A 17163-nucleotide genomic window follows, 5' to 3' on the forward strand; every position below is an offset into this window, starting at 1 on the left:
ACCGATATGACGGTAAAATCAACCTGTATCGGTACTTATTTATCTTTATGTGTCAACCCCTTATTTAATGTTAAACCTTTGTATTATGGCAAGCGGATCGGTAATGTTTTCATATTCTATCCGTTTAAATAATTATCTTTTTATTTATAATAATCTAAATACCTGCTCCGTCGTATCTGTTAAATTTTGTTTGGCATTATCACTTTGCATAGCCTCTTCAAGTGTAACTATTCTTCTAAGAATCGGGAAGAAGGCATCAATTCCGTGCTCATTGCAAATTCCTGCATCCACTGTAACACTTCCTGAAAATGCTATAACTTTTTTATTATATTTCTTTGCAATATTTGCAACACCTATAGGAGCCTTACCCATGGCGGTTTGTTTATCAAGTCTTCCCTCTCCCGTCACCACAATATCCGCATCCTTTATATGCTCTTCAAGCTTTGTTTCATCCAGCACTATCTGTATTCCTGATTCCATCTTTGAATTTGTAAAATTATGGAATGCATAGCCCAGTCCTCCTGCCGCACCGGTTCCCGGATATTCTCCGTCCGCATTAGGATATTTTCCCTTTGCAATTCTCGAAAATCTTAAGAGCCATGAGTCCATATCAGCTACCATTTCCTTTGTAGCTCCCTTTTGAGGTCCGTATATTGCAGAACATCCAAGCTCCCCACATAGTGGATTGTTTACATCACATGCCACTCTGAAATAACATTCGGAAAGTTCTTTTATTACATTCTCATCTCTTATACTGACAACATCTCTTACTCCCGTTGCCCCAAATCCCACCTGTTTACCGTCTTTATCAAGTAACTCATATCCAAGCGCCTGCAGCATACCTATTCCACAGTCATTTGTAGCTGAACCTCCTATACCAACCACAAAATGCCTGCACCCGTTTTTGATAGCATCCTTTATAATTTCTCCGACACCGAATGTTGTGGTATGTAGCGGATTTTTTTCATCACCGCTTACCAATGTGATTCCTGCCGCCTGTGACATTTCTATTATAGCCGTCTTTGTAGACTCGACTATTCCATAGACAGCATTTACATTTCTTCCTGCAGGACCTGTCACATCTACATAGACAAGTTTTCCGCCCATTCCTATAGAAAGAGCTTCTACCGTCCCCTCTCCACCATCCGCTAAAGGTCTTATCTCAACCACAGAATCCTTTTTTGCTTTCTTTATCCCCTGCAAAATAGCTTCTCCCGCTTCCAAAGATGACATACTTCCCTTAAATGAATCAATGGCAATTACAACTTTCATATTATTACCGACAGCAAGAATCATCGAAACTTATCTTGATATAACCGATATATCGTTCCAAAATATACGATCTTACCGCTTTTCCTTTCATTTATTCTTATCCTGATTTTATCATATAAAGCCGTCAAAATACACTTAATATTACATGCCATAAAAGGTGGAGTCACCCCCACCTTTAAGCTTCTATTTTAAAAGTTCATCATAGCATGCCGCTACTCCGTCTTTTTCTATTTTTTCAAACCAAGTATTTACTATATCATACAGAAAGCTTATATCCTCTCCCCAATAATCTGCCCTTTTTAATATATCCGCCACAGAAGCCTCTTTCATAAATTCAATAATTTCTTCACTGTCATTTGCCTCATCAGTTTTATAAAATGCTATAAGTGCCGCCAGTGAGAAACTTAGTATATTCGGATATCTTCCTGTCTGCTCCTTAAATTCAAGTATTGTGGGCAAAACTCTGGCTCTGAATTTTGAAACCGAATTAAGAGCAATTGATAAAAGCTGATGCCTTATAAAAGGATTTGCAAATCTCTCAAACACCGCATTACCGAAATTTCTGTTATCCTCGGTATCTCCTATAGCCGGTATAATTTCTTCAAAAACAGATTTTCTAAGAATTGATACCACCTTTTCATCCTTCATACATTCACCCACAGTTTCAAGGCCGTACATTCTTGCTGCCAAAACCATGGAAGTATGTGCTCCGTTTAGAATACGAACCTTTCTCTTTTTATACGGATCCACATTATCGGTCCACACTACATTAAATCCTGCCCTTTGCAGAGGCAATTCATCTTCATGATCTCCCTGTATTACCCAAAGGTGGAAAATCTCTGCGGTATCCATCATATTATCCTTTTGCCCGATTCTCTCCTCCAAAGCCTTATGTTCATCTCCAGGGAATCCCGTAACTATCCTGTCTACCAAAGTGGAACAAAAGCTGTTTTCTCTCTCAAGCCATTTTACAAACTCCTCGCCAAGCTCCCATCTGTGCGCATACTGCTTGCAACATTTTAAAAGTTCATCTCCATTGTGGTCTATAAGTTCACATGAAAGTATAATAAATCCTGACAACCTCTCCTTAAATCTCTCATATAAAAGTGCTGTAAGCTTTGCAGGGAAGCTGTTTGCAGGAGAATCGGTGAGTTTATTATCATCCTCATATACAATTCCCGCCTCAGTGGTATTTGAAACAATAAATCTGAAGTCCGGATTTTTTGCCAAATCCAAATAAGATTCATATTCTTTATAGGGATTTATACATCTGCTGATAATATCTATATGAGTATGCTCATCCACAACTTTTCCATTGTCCACACCTCTAAGGAAAAGATTGTACTCACAGTTTTGTTCCTTAAGCATATCACACATTCCGGTTTTTATTGGCTGAACAACCACTACAGAGCCCTCAAACAAACCCTTGTCATTTAATTTCTGAAAAAAATAGTCTACAAATCCCCTCAAAAAACCACCCTCACCAAATTGGATGATTCTCTCTTTAGTTTTCATATTATACTCCTGTGTTATTATTTTTATCAAAAGCTATACTTCTTTTTATATAAAGTTATACTCAAGATAATAGTTTTCACTGCTCAGTTTTACTTATATTTTTAAAAATGTAAGCGTTTACATTTTGAGTATATATTATTTAGTATTTTTTGTCAATCAGAAAGGCTACCTAAACTACATACAAAAAGACAGCCAAAAAGGCTGCCTGCTTTTTAGATACTAAGCCCTGTTCACTTAGATTTATAAAATATAAATTATCACATTATGTACACTCCGATTAACTATAAAAAATATAATTTGCGATAAACAATAATGGTCTTCTATTTAACATAATTATAAATTATTTTAATAGAAGACCATTATACTTAACTATTTAAAGGACAATATTAATCTAAACTATTCTTTATCCTTCTTTATTACATTCTTGACACCTTCGACCGTTCCTTCTACAGCATCTTTAACATCTTTTGCAACTTCTTTAACCTTAGAAGCGGCTTTTTCAGCAGCTCCTTCAGCCTCTGTTTTTTTATCACCGGTTACTTTACCAATACCCTCTTTTAAAGCACCTTTAGCCTGATCTATCTTCTCTTCCAATGACATAACAATCTCCTTTTTCTAAACTTATTACAATATTTTATATAAATTGATTTATCCACTGATATATACTATATCTTCTTTTATCCTATAAGAATATTACTCGAGCTCTATATATTTAAGATATAGAGAATAATATAATATGTTTTATCTGTTAAAGTATATTATCAATTATTTTCATGGCATATTTCCTGTCAAAAAAAGACTTTCTCTTCTTTTTAACAAAAAATAATGATACAACAACACCGACAACTACTGCAGTTATAACTGAAGAGACTATTGATATTGCTACCGGATTTTTATCACCGGCTAATTTATCCACTCCTTCTTTTACTGCATCTTTAGTTTTTTTAATTTTATCTTTTGCCACATCTTTAACATCTTCGGCAACCTCTTTGACTTTTTCGGCTGCTTTCTCTACCTTTTTATCATCTGTTACTTTATCTGCAACTTCTTTTACCACATCCTTAGCTTCATCAACCTTTTCTTCTACGGCATCTTTAGCATCTTTTACAACCTCTTTGGCTTTTTCAGCTGCTTTCTCCACCTTTTTATCATCTGTTACTTTATCTGCAACTTCTTTTACAGCATCCTTAGCTTCATCAACCTTTTCTTCTATGGCATCTTTAGCATCTTTTACAACCTCTTTTACTTTTGCAGTTGTTTTTTCCGCAGCTCCTTCAGCCTCTATTTTTTTATCACCTGTTACTTTACCGACAGCTTCTTTTACTGCCCCCTTAGCCTGATCAATTTTTTCTTCTTTTGACATAGAAATACTCCCTTACTTTTAATAATCTTTATACTGTTCTCTTCTATAAATCTGTCTGCCGATATTTTAAAATTCTACTATTTACCTGAAAAACTTTTTTTCTTTTTTACCGAAAAAGAATGATAGAACAGCAACAACAACCAGGGCAGCTATAACGGAAGATACAACGGATATAAGTACTACATTTTTATTATCGGTTACTTTATCCACGCCTTCTTTTATTATATCTTTAGCCTGATCTATTTTTTCTTCAACTGACATAATATCAAATCCTTTCACTTAAAACTCTTCTTTTATATTAATACCATCTTTATAAAAGATTACCTATTCTCTTCTACCAAAGAAAAACGAAACGACAGCAATGACAATTACCGCACCTAAGATAGAAGGAACTAATGACATTCCGGCCAGAGAAGGCCCCCATTTACCGAACAATGCCTGACCGACAGATGATCCCAGCAAACCTGCAATGATATTAGCTATTATACCCATTGCACCGCCTTTGTTAGTAATTGCACCTGCAATGAAACCTATAAGCCCACCTACAATAATAGACCAAATCATAAATTCCCCTCCATTCTATAAATATTTATATATTTTTATGATTATTATTTTAATATTCAAATTAAAATATATTCAATATATATATCTAATACTATACACTATAAGTTGAGCTTTGTCAAAATAAACTAATAAATATTTTATTTAAAATATTTATTTAAAAATATTACAATATATTTTTAATATATCATCACTCTTGAGGTATATTGTTTAGTATATACTCGTTATATATCAGTCAATTTCAAAATTTTATTCCTAAAAAAAATTTGTATTGATATATATTTTTAGGAACAAAAAGAGTACCGTCAAAAAACAACGGTACTCCAAAACTAAAATGATATTATTATGCCAACTTTGCTAATGTCTTTACAGCTGATACATAATTTTCACCGACTTTGTTCCAATCAAGCACTTCAAAGAAGGCCTTTACGTAATCGGCTCTTAAATTCTTATACTTTAAATAATAGGCATGTTCCCACACATCTATTGCAAGTATAGGAAAAAGCTTCCCCTCACTCTCAAGAATAGGATTATCCTGATTTGGGCTTGAAGAAACACTTAAATTACCGTCTATATCCGTACTTAACCATGCCCAGCCTGAGCCGAACTGACCTGTTGCAAGCTTAGTTAACTGTTCTTTAAGATTATCTAAACTGCCAAAGGTGGAATTAATTTTACCCTCAAGCTCACCTGAAGGTTTATCTGCTGCATTCTTTGAAAGATGTTCAAAGAAAAGATTGTGGTTAAAATAGCCTCCACCATTATTGCGTATACCCATGGCATCTTCTTTGCCCTCACCCTTGCGCTTCCAATGAGCCAGTATAACTTCTATAGGCTTATCATCAATACCTGCCACTTTAGCTAAATCATTAATATTTTTTGTGTAAGCCGCATGATGCTTTAGGTAATGAGTTTCCATAGTAAGAGTATCAAAGTATGGCTCTAAATCATCAAATCCATAAGGTAATTTAATTTGTTCAAACATATAATTCACCATCTTTCTTAATTTTGTTAAATATTATAAAATACAATATATATCTTTATATTTTGTATCAGGCTACTTATTATTAAAATATCATAGCAATCAGTATTTCACAATCTGTAAATTTACATAAAGTTTTAAGTGCAAGTTTTTGTATACTAAATAATAATTGTTTTAATTATTAAATAATTCAATTTTATCCCATCAAATCATACACATTCATAAAGCAAAAATTATTATGTTTATATACATACTATTTTCCCAGAATCTCTGCTATCTTTTCAAATGTCTTTCCATTTCTGACAGTAACAGATTTATAAAAATCCTGCTTCATAAGCTTTTTATGATAGGTGGACTTCAAATATTGTGCCTCATCATATTTCCCCCAGAATATCGCATTCTCACCTATATAGACTATTTCATTATAAAATTCCGACTCATTTATAAAGTCTATAATGATTGATTTATCAATTTGTCTCGGTATAAAAATAACATCTCTTCTTGCAAATTCCCCATTCCACCAATTAGGCAGTCCCACTTTTTCTTTTAAATACTCGTCCTTTTTTAATAAAACAAATGGAATATTGAAGTCATAATTATTCTCCAATAATTGTTCTACCTTTTTGATACAACTCTCATAACTTTCTTCACTGCTGAAAAATAAATTTCCGCTGTTGATATAAGAATCAACATCTATAAAGCCCTCATTTGACAAAGCTTCCTTTAATTCACTCATAGATACTTTATTTTTTCCACCTACATTTATTCCTCTTAATAAAAGTATATATCTCATCTACTCTCCTTTATTAAAATTCATCATACTTAAATTTAATCACTAAAAGTAATCACCTGTTTATCCACATTAACCTGTGCTTCAACTCCAAAAGGAATAATACATCTTGGGGTTGCATGTCCGATATTTATATTATAAACAACGGATAAGTCTTTACCGGCGGTTTCCTCAAGTAAAATTTTCTTATACTCATCATAATATATCTCATCTTGAGGCTTTCCAACCAAAACACCCGAGAGCACATCAAATATTCCATACTCTTTTAATGCTACTATCATCTTTCTATAGAGTTTCGGTTCAGGTCTATTTTCACTTGTCTCCAATAATAAAATTTTATTCTTCCAATCCTCAAGCTTTGGGAACAAATTATATTTTTTATAAATAGATACCGTATCCCCAAATCTTGAATTATCAAATATATCATAGATTGAATCGATGCAACCACCTAAAATCTTACCTTTAAACACCGATTTGCCGCAAAGTAATTCAAATCCGGTATTCTCATACTTTTTCATATTGACTCCGACAGCACTCTCACTGAAATCTTCTCTTTCCTTGTACCAAAAATCACTTGGACGAACTTCTTTTATTTTTCCTGTTGTTATAAGCTCTTCAAAATATCTTTTTGTATATGGCAACATTTCATTTGATAGCTCACATATATCAGGTAAAAATGCCTGTCCGTAAAATGTTTTTATACCGACTTTATTCAGCATCAAGTGATTTATAGTAGTATTGGAAAATCCTAAGAATATTTTTTGTTTAACAGCCATTTTAAGCTCATTATTTCCAAACAGATAGGGCAAAAGCCTGTATGTGTCTTCTCCTCCTATTGCACATAAAATCATATCAATAGAATCATCTTTAAAAGCTTTAATTAAATCTTTGGCTCTACTCTCAGGATGTTCTTTTATAAATTCCATACCTTTTAATGCATTAGGCAAAAATTCAACCTCTATACCATATTTATTTAATCTTTCCACACCTATTTTAAGTTCATGCCTTATAAAGATCTCCCCTAAAATACCGCTTGACAAACTGACTATTCCTATTTTCTTTACCATAAACACCTCTATATACTGATAATAATCTATAATAAACAAATACCCGATATCTCCATTGAATCATCAATTTTGATATCGGGTAGATAATTTAATATTTAGTTATCCTGACTCTAAATAAATTATTTAATGGTCTGATCGCCATCTTTTATAACATAATTTGTTTTTGTACCGATCTCATCCATCCAGGCTCTTACCTCAAGAGTCTTATAGTTTCCTGTATTGTATCCTGAGCCTCCGTCATTGTCCCAGAGCCATCCGGGAGCATTCCACATAGCTACCTTCGGTGCAATAAGCTCATAAACATCTTTGTTTACACCGTACTGACCATGGTGAGCCATCTGAACAATATCAGCTTTTAACTCCGATGCAGGTACTTCAGCTTTTAAAGACTCTCCTGCCTGTGGTCCCATATCTCCTAAGAATAATACTCTGGTACCATTGTCAAAGTCCAATCTGAAAACTACAGATGAATTGTTGATAGAATTTGACTCTATCCAGTAAGGATTATTGAGTACATGTATAGCTATACCGTCCACATAATATACTTCGCCCTTGCTTGTCATATGTGATACGCCTGCCGGTAATTTTGCAATAGCGTTTCTGATGGTATTTACCATACCTGCTCTATGGCTTTCAAACTTATCATACCATGCCTGCTCTCTTATATTGTAATAGAATGCATCTATCTGCAAACCTTCAAATCCATTCTCCGCAATCTTTGCGAAAGCTCCGCCATGGTCACTGTGAGGATGAGACAAAATCCATGCACTTACTTCTGTTCCGAAACTCTTTATAGTTTCAACCAAATGTGGTGCATCTTCAGGAAGTCCTCCGTCCACAACTATAAGTTTACCGTTCTTTGTCTTAATGACAAAACTCATCATCTGGCTTCTTGTAGATGAGCTTAACATATGTATTTCCGCACCGTTTAGGTAAGTATCTGCGGCTGTGGTTGCACCCTCAACTACCTTAGGATATCTTGATGAACTTTTACCTACAACACCTGCATACGCAGTTATACTTGTACTTGCTATCATCAGCGAACATAATGATGCCATTAAGATTTTTTTTAGAAGTTTCATTATTCCCCCTTTTTATTTTGTAATTCTAAGTTAGTATCAGTCCCTGCCTTTATAACCTGATTCACAATATACCTGGAGTTTTCCATTATATCATCCTCTCTAAAAAGCTGTATCTCAAGGTCATACTTCTTAAAAAGTCCACCATATGATTTTTCACTTGATTTCTCTATAGAAAAATCCTGGGTAACAGCATAGTCATTTATAGCTCTTATATATTCATTACCATATTCCAATGCCTCATTATCACTTATATCATTTGATAATGACCATATCAGCAGTACCTTATTCTCATCAGACTTAAAAGCCATATCAATATAATCACTCATGGGATAAAGAGTCTTATCATTAAACTGTTCCTCTGCGTCATTTCTTATTTGAGTCCAGTCGAGTGTTATATTTTTCCGTGTTTCAAATACAGGTTCGTCTGCCTCCTTACGAACAATATCCGAATTTCCACAGGCTCCTGCGGATAAGGCAAATATTATAGAAATAAATCCTATAATATGTCTTCTTGTCTTAATCATATGTGAATACCTTTCCCTAGACATTTACTAACTTTCTTATTATATCAAAGGGTTTTGTTTTTTGTAGTCTTTTTTTCATTATTCCTTATTTTTTAAGATTTTTTTTATATCTGGAAATATATATGTTTATATCTTGAAATACTTTTGTAAAGATGTTATTATGTTCAATATTGAAGATATAAATAGATTTTTGAACATAGAGAGGATGGATATTATGAAAAAATCAGGTATTGATTATTTTGTCACTATAGTTCCCTTTTTACTTGTGATGTCATTGGTATTACTTTTTTTTATATTTCCTGTGCAGGCAGGGCATATAATGGGTGTTATCAGAGCTTATCTTAATAACAGCCTTGGGATTTTTTATCTTATATTCGGATTGTTCATTTTTTTATTGTCTTTATATATTGCTTTTTCAAAGTACGGAAATATAAAGCTTGGAAGCGGTAAGAAAGAACATTCCAACTTTGCTTGGGGAACTATGATGTTCACCGCAGGTCTTGCCGCAGATATATTATTTTATTCACTATGCGAATGGATGCTCTATGCAAATGAGGATAGAATAAGTTCTCTCGGTGATACCACACTCTGGTCAGCCACATATCCTCTGTTTCACTGGGGACCTATTCCATGGGGATTTTATGTGGTATTGGCATCCTGCTTCGGCTTTATGCTTCATGTAAGAAAAAGAAACAGAGCGAAGTATTCCGAAGGTCTTAGAGTGCTTATGGGTTCACATGTTGACGGTTTATTTGGCAAAATAGTTGATTTGATAGCGGTATTTGCACTGATTGCAGGTACAGCCACAACTTTTTCTTTAGCTACACCTCTTTTATCACAGACAGTAGCAAGATTATTCTCTATTCCGAATAATAATATACTTACCATAACTATTTTACTTGTCACCTGTATTATTTATTCGGCATGCGCATATCTCGGTATTGACGGGGTATCAAAGCTGGCATCCTGCTGTACCTATCTGTTCTTTGCACTTTTAATATATGTTTTTTTTGGCGGCGGACATGGAAAGTTTATACTTGAACTTGGATTTAGCTCTGTGGGCAATCTTATAAATAATTTCTTCTCTCTTGCCACATATATAGACTCCTCCGGCAAGTCAAGCTTTGCACAGGACTGGACGGTATTTTACTGGGCTTATTGGATGGTATGGTGTGTAGCAACTCCGTTTTTTATAGGCAGTATTTCAAGAGGCAGAACTATAAAAGAGGTCATACTCGGCGGATATATATTCGGGCTTTCGGGAACGTTTATATCCTTTATAATACTTGGGAATTACGGGATAGCTTTAAATGTTTTCGGTCAGCTTGATTTGGTTAAAATATATAATGAGAGTCAAAATCTGTATTTTACTATAGGCGAGATAATCTCAACACTTCCGCTTCCCTTTATAGCCATGATACTTTTGATACTTACAATGATCACTTTTTATGCCACAACTTTTGACTCTATAACCCTTGTAGCCGCAGCTTATTCATATAAAAGTCTTGACAATAAGGAGCCTTCAAAAAAAATAAAGCTTTACTGGTCAATACTTTTAATACTTCTTCCTATCGGACTTATCTTTTCGGATAATTCCATGTCAAACTTACAGACAGTATCCATCATTGCGGCATTCCCCATAGGTATTATAATGATTCTGCTTATAATATCCTTCTTTAAGGATGCCGATATGTATCTTAGTGGAAATTAAATATCTCATGATTCCAAAACTCGCCCATGGATATGGAAAATCCTGTGGCGAGTTTTTCTATACTTAAAACACCGGGATTTTTACTTCTGCCTGAGATTATATCCTTTATAGTAGTTTTGGGAACTCCTGATTTTTTTGATAATTCATAGACTGTCAAATCCTTTTCATAACATAATAAAATAACTCTTTTAGAAATTGCCTGTGATATATTCATATTTACTCCGTCTTTAGAAATCAGAAATATAAGTTTAGAAATATATCTATATTCTACCAAAAAAAGAGCCGTATTTACAGCTCTTTTTTATTAAAATTAATCTTCTCTTCAACTATATATATCGGGCGGTCTTTTATCTCCGCCAATATAATCCCCAGATACTCTCCTATGATTCCTACAATAAAGAAAAGTACCGAAAACATAAAACAAATCAGACATATAATGGTCGCATATCCGCTGGGCGTGCCCACCCTTAAAAATGATATAACCGTATATATCATCATTATTATTGCCAAAAAAGCCGCCATTCCTCCTGCATACATTCCAAGCTTTAAAGGCAGATTTGAAAATGTCATTATAGTGTTTATAGAAAATCTAAACAGCTTTTTTATAGAATACTTACTTTCTCCGGCAAATCTCTTACCCGCCTCATAATCTATATTGGTGGTATTAAAGCCCACATTCTGTACATAACCTCTTAAAAATCTGGTCTTTTCCCTGTATCTGTTTCTTAAAACATCCGCAACTCTTTTTGAGATTCCGAAAAAATCGGAGGCATTGCTTACAAGCTTCATATCACTCAATCTGTTTATAATCTTATAAAATGCCGAGGATGTTATATTTTTTATAATTCCGGCTGATTTATTTACAGTTCTCACCATATTTATTATATCAAAGCCTGCTTCAAACTTCCTGATTATCTCCGGTAATAATGTGGGCGGATGTTGCAAATCTGCATCCATACATACAAGATAATCCCCCTCTGCATGGTCTATACCGGCAATCATGGCTGCTTCATGTCCGAAATTCCTTGAGAAATGTACCACCTTTACATTCTCATCATCTTTTGCAATTTTAAACAATATACTTCTTGAACCATCCATACTTCCGTCATTTACGAATATTATTTCATACGGATTGTCAATTAAAAGAAGAACCTTTATTGTTTCTCTGTAAAACTCAAATAAAACTTCCTCCTCATTGTATACGGATACGATAATTGAAATCTTCTTACTCATATACTTCTATCTCCGTACTTCCATGCGTAGGTACTCTCTCAGATTTTGGCGGCAATGTCATATAGTCTCCATATACAAGCTGCAATACACTCTCATATTCATCTATAATAGACAGAGTAGTATCTTCAAACTGAATCCTTATATACTTTTCATACCATTTTTTACTTACTTCTATATCAATATAATCAGGCTGATAATTGCTGTAATAGCAGTCATTATTTTTTCTGCCTCTGTAAAATAATTTTGAGATTCTATCCTGTATGCCGAACAGACATTTCATAGGTATTACTTTTCCAAATATTGAAAAAAGTAGTATTACAATTTTCATTGTTCCCTTATACTTTTTAAAATCAAGCTTTTTTCTATGCCCCATTGAAAACAGATATACCAGCTTTTGAATAAATAATGTAAACTTCTTTAACGCCCTCGCCCTTGGCAGTTTATCTATAATAAATATGTCCACCCAAAGATGATTCAGTTTACCCTCATAGGGATCCTTTTTATCTTCTTTTTTATATCTGCTGCTGGGCTTATATATTATTCTGGGAGTAAAATCATAAAATACCTTTCCGCCTTGAAAATCATCAGGCATGATAAATTCCAGTTTATCCGATAACTCCCTTTTTACAATCTTTTTAAAAGCTTCAAAATTTGCTCTTGTCATTGCAATATCGGCATCATCATCCCAGGGTATAAAACCTCCATGTCTGATGGCACCCAGCAATGTGCCGGAGTCCAATGTGTAATTTATTTTATATTTTGTACATATTCTGTCTATTTCCTGTAAAATATATAGATTTGCCTTTTGCAAAGCCAACATTCCATAAGAATTATCCATTGATAAGCCTCTCTTTACAAATATTTATATTAAATATTAACCGTACTATTTTACACTTTTTACAGTATACAAATCAACAGGATAATAAAATATTCCCATTACTCTGCAAAAATATTTAACTTCTTAGACTTAATAAGGCTAAGTGCTTCCCTTATTTTCTTCGGACTATGATATTGCAAAACGGTTTTTAGAGTTTCATCACTCTCATTTTCAAAGTTCTTTGCAACTTCCATCTTAATTTCAAAGCTCTCAAGACGATACTTTGCCATTCTTACTTCATTTCCCGCTGTGGCTATATTTCCGGCAAAAACCATCAGTACAAAACAGGAAATAGCGACTTTTGAAAATGTCGAAATTCTTTCCCCTTGCGGATTTTTTAAATAGGTCTTAGCCCATCCGAAGGTCAATATCACACCTATAAGCCCCGCCCCGAATTGCAGAGCATATCTTGAACTCATCGCATATAAAGGATGTAAAAATATCCAGCGTGTGAGTATAACCATAATATGACTGAAAAGCCCCGATACCAGCAATAATAAAGGAAAAGCGGTCTTTTCATATATCTTATATTTAAAGTTAAGATATAGAGCAAATATATAAAATACTATAACTACAACACCGATAATACATGTAATAAAAATATTTATATTAAATTCATTTACTATTTCTATACTTAAAATATCGGAAGCAAAGGTATTTAATCCAAATAAGAGAAAGTACATCGGATCTCTGCCAAAAACCGTCACTATACTCTCTGTTGTAGCCCCTGCATTTACCTTATCCGAATATATATATGAATACATAAACATTGCGGTGGCAATTATCACAGGTATGGCAAAGAGTGATATTTTGGCTCTTTTTTTATATATGGCATAGAAAATATAGGCAACTGTCAAAGTCGCCCCGTAGGCAAGTGAATATGAACCTGCCGCAAATAATATTGTAAATACAGGTAATATAATATTCAATATGAGCTTTGTTTTTGTTTCCCTTTGCATATATGAATCCAGTATATAAAAATGCAGTACAAAAAAGAAAAATGCAAAAAAATGTACCCATCCCGTTCCGTTGGTAATCATCTCCCACTGTGAAAGTGAAAATACAATCATCATAACCAGAATAAAATATACAAGCTTAAAATTCCTCTTTGCCATAAATATGCCTATTATAATACCCATCATAGCAAGAAAAATAATACCCAGATGCATATCAAACATGGTGGAATAATTAAAAAATTTTATATTTATCATTCTCTCAAAATATGTTATAGGCAGTCTTGTAAGTGTATCCTTCCTAAAATAAAGAGCAGGTGAAAAAGGATGATAAAGATAGGTGTTTATAATCCTCATATAATCTGTATAAACCACATCCAGTACCGCACTTCTTATATATGCACTCAAATATATCGCCCCTAAAACAGGCAGAAAAAACGCTAAAAATTTCTTCATTTGCTCTCCCGCTACTCTATTTTAATATTTAAAATAAAACTCAATTTCTTTTCGCCTCTTTGCTCCAAAGCATCAGGCATATAAAAATTGCTCTTCATATGTATCGGTATCACAGTATTAGGAGTGGTCTCTATATCATAATATGATATATTTGAAACAAGATATAAAGTCTCTTTTTTGCCATTGACCTCAATCTCTATCTGTTCATCTCCCTCAAGCTCTCCCGGATACATAATTTCAAAATGTATCTGACCTTTTTCTCCGGACATTACATTAAATCTTCCCTCTTCATCAGTCCAACCGTCGGTATAATGTCCATATATGTTTTCAACCTTTATATTTCTCAAAAAATCCGTTACATTTATATATTCTTTATTTTTCAGGTCTTCGGATAAAACTATCATATCCTCATCTACCTGACCTATCTCTCTGTAATTATCAATAAATGTTACTATATCCTCTCTGATATCAGGCTCCAAGGCTCTAAAAAACTCCCTTGCATCAAATGAACTCAGCTTAAAATCATTTTTTATTATATATATTCTTTTATTGCTTAAATTCCTGCCATATTTATAATAAGTCTCCTGTGCAAGAGAATTTGCCCTGTGCTGTCCTGAAAAAATATGAATTTTATCATAATGCCCTCTATAGTATATATCGGACATTATCATACAAAATGCCCATATCAAAAAAAATACCACGGTTGAAAAAGATATATGGAATATTCTGCTTAAAGATGTTCCTATTTTTTTGTTTTTTGACTTTATCACAAATATTTTTTTATCAACACCATAAATATATGCTGTCAATAAAAGTGTGAATAAATACGGCGCATATATCCATCTCATCTCCACTCTTATAGTAACGGCTGAGGACACAATACTTCCTATAATAAATCCTAAAAACAGTAATATATTTTTTATAAGTCCTGATTCGGTATTTTTTCTGTATTTAATAATATGAAATATAAATTTAAGCAGGAAAGCTATAAATCCAAGTATTCCTATAAAAATAATAAGCTTTATAAAAATATTTACATCCATAAATCTTATTCCGTTTAGATAATCCGGTCCTGTATTTATACCGAGAATATATAAAACCTCAGTCTTTAGGGCTGCAAAAAACTCCGTTATTTTAAAAGTTTTACTGACCTTTGAACCTCCCGTGCCCTCCGGTACAAAGGATTTTAAAGCTATAAATCTTATACCTATAGTAAGTATAAAAACTGCGATTGCCAAAAAAGTATTTACTAAAGTTGCTAAAAGACCGCCTTTAAAAAGTCTTTTATATTCTTTTACAAATACTGCAAATAACAACATCGGGAAAAGCACAATAAATCTTTCATGTGTAAAACAGTTTATAAAGAAAAATATACAGGCATAATAATAATATAAATTATTTTTCCCATTGATATAACCATATAAAAAATACAGCATTGAAACGGCAAATATTATTGCCATCGCCTCCATCACACCTAGATACTGTCCTATATTATAATAAGAAAATCTTGACACCAAAAACATAGCCGACAAAGTAAAGGATATACCCCTTGACTTTGACAGACTCTTTGCAAAAAAATATACTCCTATTGCAATACCTGCACCTATAATAATATTTATCGGAACAATTACTGCAAGATTATTCTTTAAAATCCCCTGATATATCCATGCAACTACCCAGTATACAGGTCTGAACTTTCTCATTTTATCGGGAAATACATATTTTAAAAATCCCACACCTCTTCTTGTGGACCACATCAGCAAATCATCCTGATAAAGCCCCTTTATACTTATACCTGTATTTACTACAAAAGCTATACATATTAAGAGTATTGAGAGTAAAACGTCCTTTAGATAATCATATTTTTCTTCAACTTTAATCAGTGCCATATATCCCCCTAAAAATAAGATTTATATGAATTTTGATACATCTTTTTATAAATACCTGCAATCGGCTTTGGCAGCAATCTGTCAAACATTATGCTCTCCTCCTTCTGCCTTGAATTATCCATTATACTCTTTTTGGTGGTGGCACCGTCATGTATCCTGTAACATATTCCCGGCTTTTCAGACAGTACAAATCTGCCCTCTGTCTGTGACAACTTTAAAAGGCATTCCCAATCCAGTGCAAACTTAAAATCAGATAAAAAAAGATCCTTTGGACATAATCTTTTATCATAAGCACAGCTTGGCGCTATTATCGGGTTACCAAAAGTTATTGAGAGTTTTTTTATAAAAGATATATTATTTAGAGCATTACATCTAAGAGGCAATCTAAGTATCTTTTTTATAATTTCCACCTTACCAAGCTTCCTTATCCTACCGTTTTTTAATGTAATTGATGAAGTGGTAAAAACCGTCATATCAGGATATTTCTTTTTGTACTTCAGTAAATCTGCCGTGTAATTTTTTAAATAAATATCATCCTGATGTGCAATGGTCACGAGAGGCGTATTTGCAATATTATAGGCAAATTGCCAGTCAAATCCGATATTTGACACATTCTCAGGCTTTTTGCCCTCATTTACATAGACCTTTATATTATATTTGTTTGCGAGATTATAGATATACTCATTTGGTGTGGATGTAGCAATCCTTATATCGGATTTTACATTCTGTCCCTTCAAAGATTTTATACAGTTTTCCAGAAATTTCGATTCCTTATATGCACAAATAACAAATGTATGTTTCATAATGACTCCGTCTTTACTGTTTAATTTATAATGAATTCCATTATAACATGAAAAGCATATTATTGCATCAGCACACAGAATAATA

General features: G+C 33.4%; 18 protein-coding genes. 1 reads left to right on the forward strand and 17 read right to left on the reverse strand.

Annotation, left to right across the window (positions count from 1 at the left end):
* Window positions 1-144 precede the first annotated feature (144 nt).
* The 11 genes from J4O15_RS09185 to J4O15_RS09240 all read right to left on the reverse strand — a co-directional run bounded on the left by J4O15_RS09185 (window position 145) and on the right by J4O15_RS09240 (window position 9156).
* Window positions 145-1272: a glycerate kinase family protein gene (locus J4O15_RS09185; RefSeq protein WP_208100539.1), complete on the reverse strand. Its 1128-nt coding sequence runs from the start codon at window positions 1270-1272 to the stop codon at window positions 145-147.
* Between the two features lie 183 nt (window positions 1273-1455).
* Window positions 1456-2787, reverse strand: coding sequence for a tagaturonate reductase (locus J4O15_RS09190; RefSeq protein ID WP_208100540.1), 1332 nt, complete (start codon window positions 2785-2787; stop codon window positions 1456-1458).
* Between the two features lie 396 nt (window positions 2788-3183).
* Complete coding sequence (locus J4O15_RS09195; protein WP_208100541.1) at window positions 3184-3387, reverse strand: CsbD family protein; 204 nt, start codon at window positions 3385-3387, stop codon at window positions 3184-3186.
* A gap of 148 nt (window positions 3388-3535) precedes the next feature.
* Window positions 3536-4150 (reverse strand): CsbD family protein, encoded by a 615-nt coding sequence (locus J4O15_RS16305; RefSeq protein WP_330638760.1) that lies wholly within the window; start codon window positions 4148-4150, stop codon window positions 3536-3538.
* A gap of 81 nt (window positions 4151-4231) precedes the next feature.
* Window positions 4232-4411 carry a hypothetical protein gene (locus J4O15_RS09210; RefSeq protein WP_208100542.1) on the reverse strand — a complete coding sequence of 60 codons (180 nt, stop codon included), beginning with the start codon at window positions 4409-4411 and terminating at the stop codon, window positions 4232-4234.
* A 63-nt stretch (window positions 4412-4474) separates the two neighbouring features.
* Window positions 4475-4714, reverse strand: coding sequence for a GlsB/YeaQ/YmgE family stress response membrane protein (locus tag J4O15_RS09215; RefSeq protein WP_208100543.1), 240 nt, complete (start codon window positions 4712-4714; stop codon window positions 4475-4477).
* Between the two features lie 340 nt (window positions 4715-5054).
* Entirely contained in the window at window positions 5055-5696 is a 642-nt protein-coding gene (locus tag J4O15_RS09220; RefSeq protein WP_208100544.1) for a superoxide dismutase, read from the reverse strand.
* 250 nt (window positions 5697-5946) lie between these two features.
* Entirely contained in the window at window positions 5947-6486 is a 540-nt protein-coding gene (locus tag J4O15_RS09225; protein ID WP_208100545.1) for a DUF1697 domain-containing protein, read from the reverse strand.
* 35 nt (window positions 6487-6521) lie between these two features.
* Complete coding sequence (locus J4O15_RS09230) at window positions 6522-7550, reverse strand: S66 family peptidase (RefSeq protein ID WP_208100546.1); 1029 nt, start codon at window positions 7548-7550, stop codon at window positions 6522-6524.
* 119 nt (window positions 7551-7669) lie between these two features.
* Window positions 7670-8632 (reverse strand): ComEC/Rec2 family competence protein, encoded by a 963-nt coding sequence (locus J4O15_RS09235; protein ID WP_009220878.1) that lies wholly within the window; start codon window positions 8630-8632, stop codon window positions 7670-7672.
* Window positions 8632-9156, reverse strand: a complete 525-nt coding sequence (locus J4O15_RS09240) for a hypothetical protein (RefSeq protein ID WP_208100547.1) — start codon at window positions 9154-9156, stop codon at window positions 8632-8634. The genes J4O15_RS09235 and J4O15_RS09240 overlap by 1 nt, the downstream gene beginning before the upstream one ends.
* A 214-nt stretch (window positions 9157-9370) precedes the next feature.
* On the opposite strand from J4O15_RS09240, the gene J4O15_RS09245 reads away from it, so the two are divergent.
* A complete protein-coding gene (locus J4O15_RS09245; RefSeq protein ID WP_208100548.1) occupies window positions 9371-10867 on the forward strand; it encodes a BCCT family transporter in 1497 nt (498 codons plus the stop codon).
* Here the strand turns inward: J4O15_RS09245 and J4O15_RS09250 are convergent.
* From J4O15_RS09250 to J4O15_RS09275, 6 genes are all read right to left on the reverse strand, one after another.
* Complete coding sequence (locus J4O15_RS09250; protein ID WP_009220874.1) at window positions 10854-11081, reverse strand: helix-turn-helix domain-containing protein; 228 nt, start codon at window positions 11079-11081, stop codon at window positions 10854-10856. The two genes, J4O15_RS09245 and J4O15_RS09250, sit on opposite strands and share 14 nt — an antisense overlap.
* Window positions 11082-11155: 74 nt before the next feature.
* Complete coding sequence (locus J4O15_RS09255; RefSeq protein ID WP_208100549.1) at window positions 11156-12100, reverse strand: glycosyltransferase family 2 protein; 945 nt, start codon at window positions 12098-12100, stop codon at window positions 11156-11158.
* Window positions 12093-12938 carry a LicD family protein gene (locus J4O15_RS09260; protein ID WP_208100550.1) on the reverse strand — a complete coding sequence of 282 codons (846 nt, stop codon included), beginning with the start codon at window positions 12936-12938 and terminating at the stop codon, window positions 12093-12095. Before J4O15_RS09260 ends, J4O15_RS09255 begins: the two co-directional genes overlap by 8 nt.
* A 98-nt stretch (window positions 12939-13036) precedes the next feature.
* Window positions 13037-14386 (reverse strand): hypothetical protein, encoded by a 1350-nt coding sequence (locus tag J4O15_RS09265; RefSeq protein WP_208100551.1) that lies wholly within the window; start codon window positions 14384-14386, stop codon window positions 13037-13039.
* 11 nt (window positions 14387-14397) lie between these two features.
* Window positions 14398-16275 carry a beta-carotene 15,15'-monooxygenase gene (locus J4O15_RS09270; protein WP_208100552.1) on the reverse strand — a complete coding sequence of 626 codons (1878 nt, stop codon included), beginning with the start codon at window positions 16273-16275 and terminating at the stop codon, window positions 14398-14400.
* Between the two features lie 8 nt (window positions 16276-16283).
* Entirely contained in the window at window positions 16284-17078 is a 795-nt protein-coding gene (locus J4O15_RS09275) for a glycosyltransferase (protein WP_208100553.1), read from the reverse strand.
* Window positions 17079-17163: the final 85 nt, after the last annotated feature.

The organism is Lachnoanaerobaculum sp. Marseille-Q4761 (genome assembly GCF_017565785.1).
Taxonomy (GTDB): domain Bacteria; phylum Bacillota; class Clostridia; order Lachnospirales; family Lachnospiraceae; genus Lachnoanaerobaculum.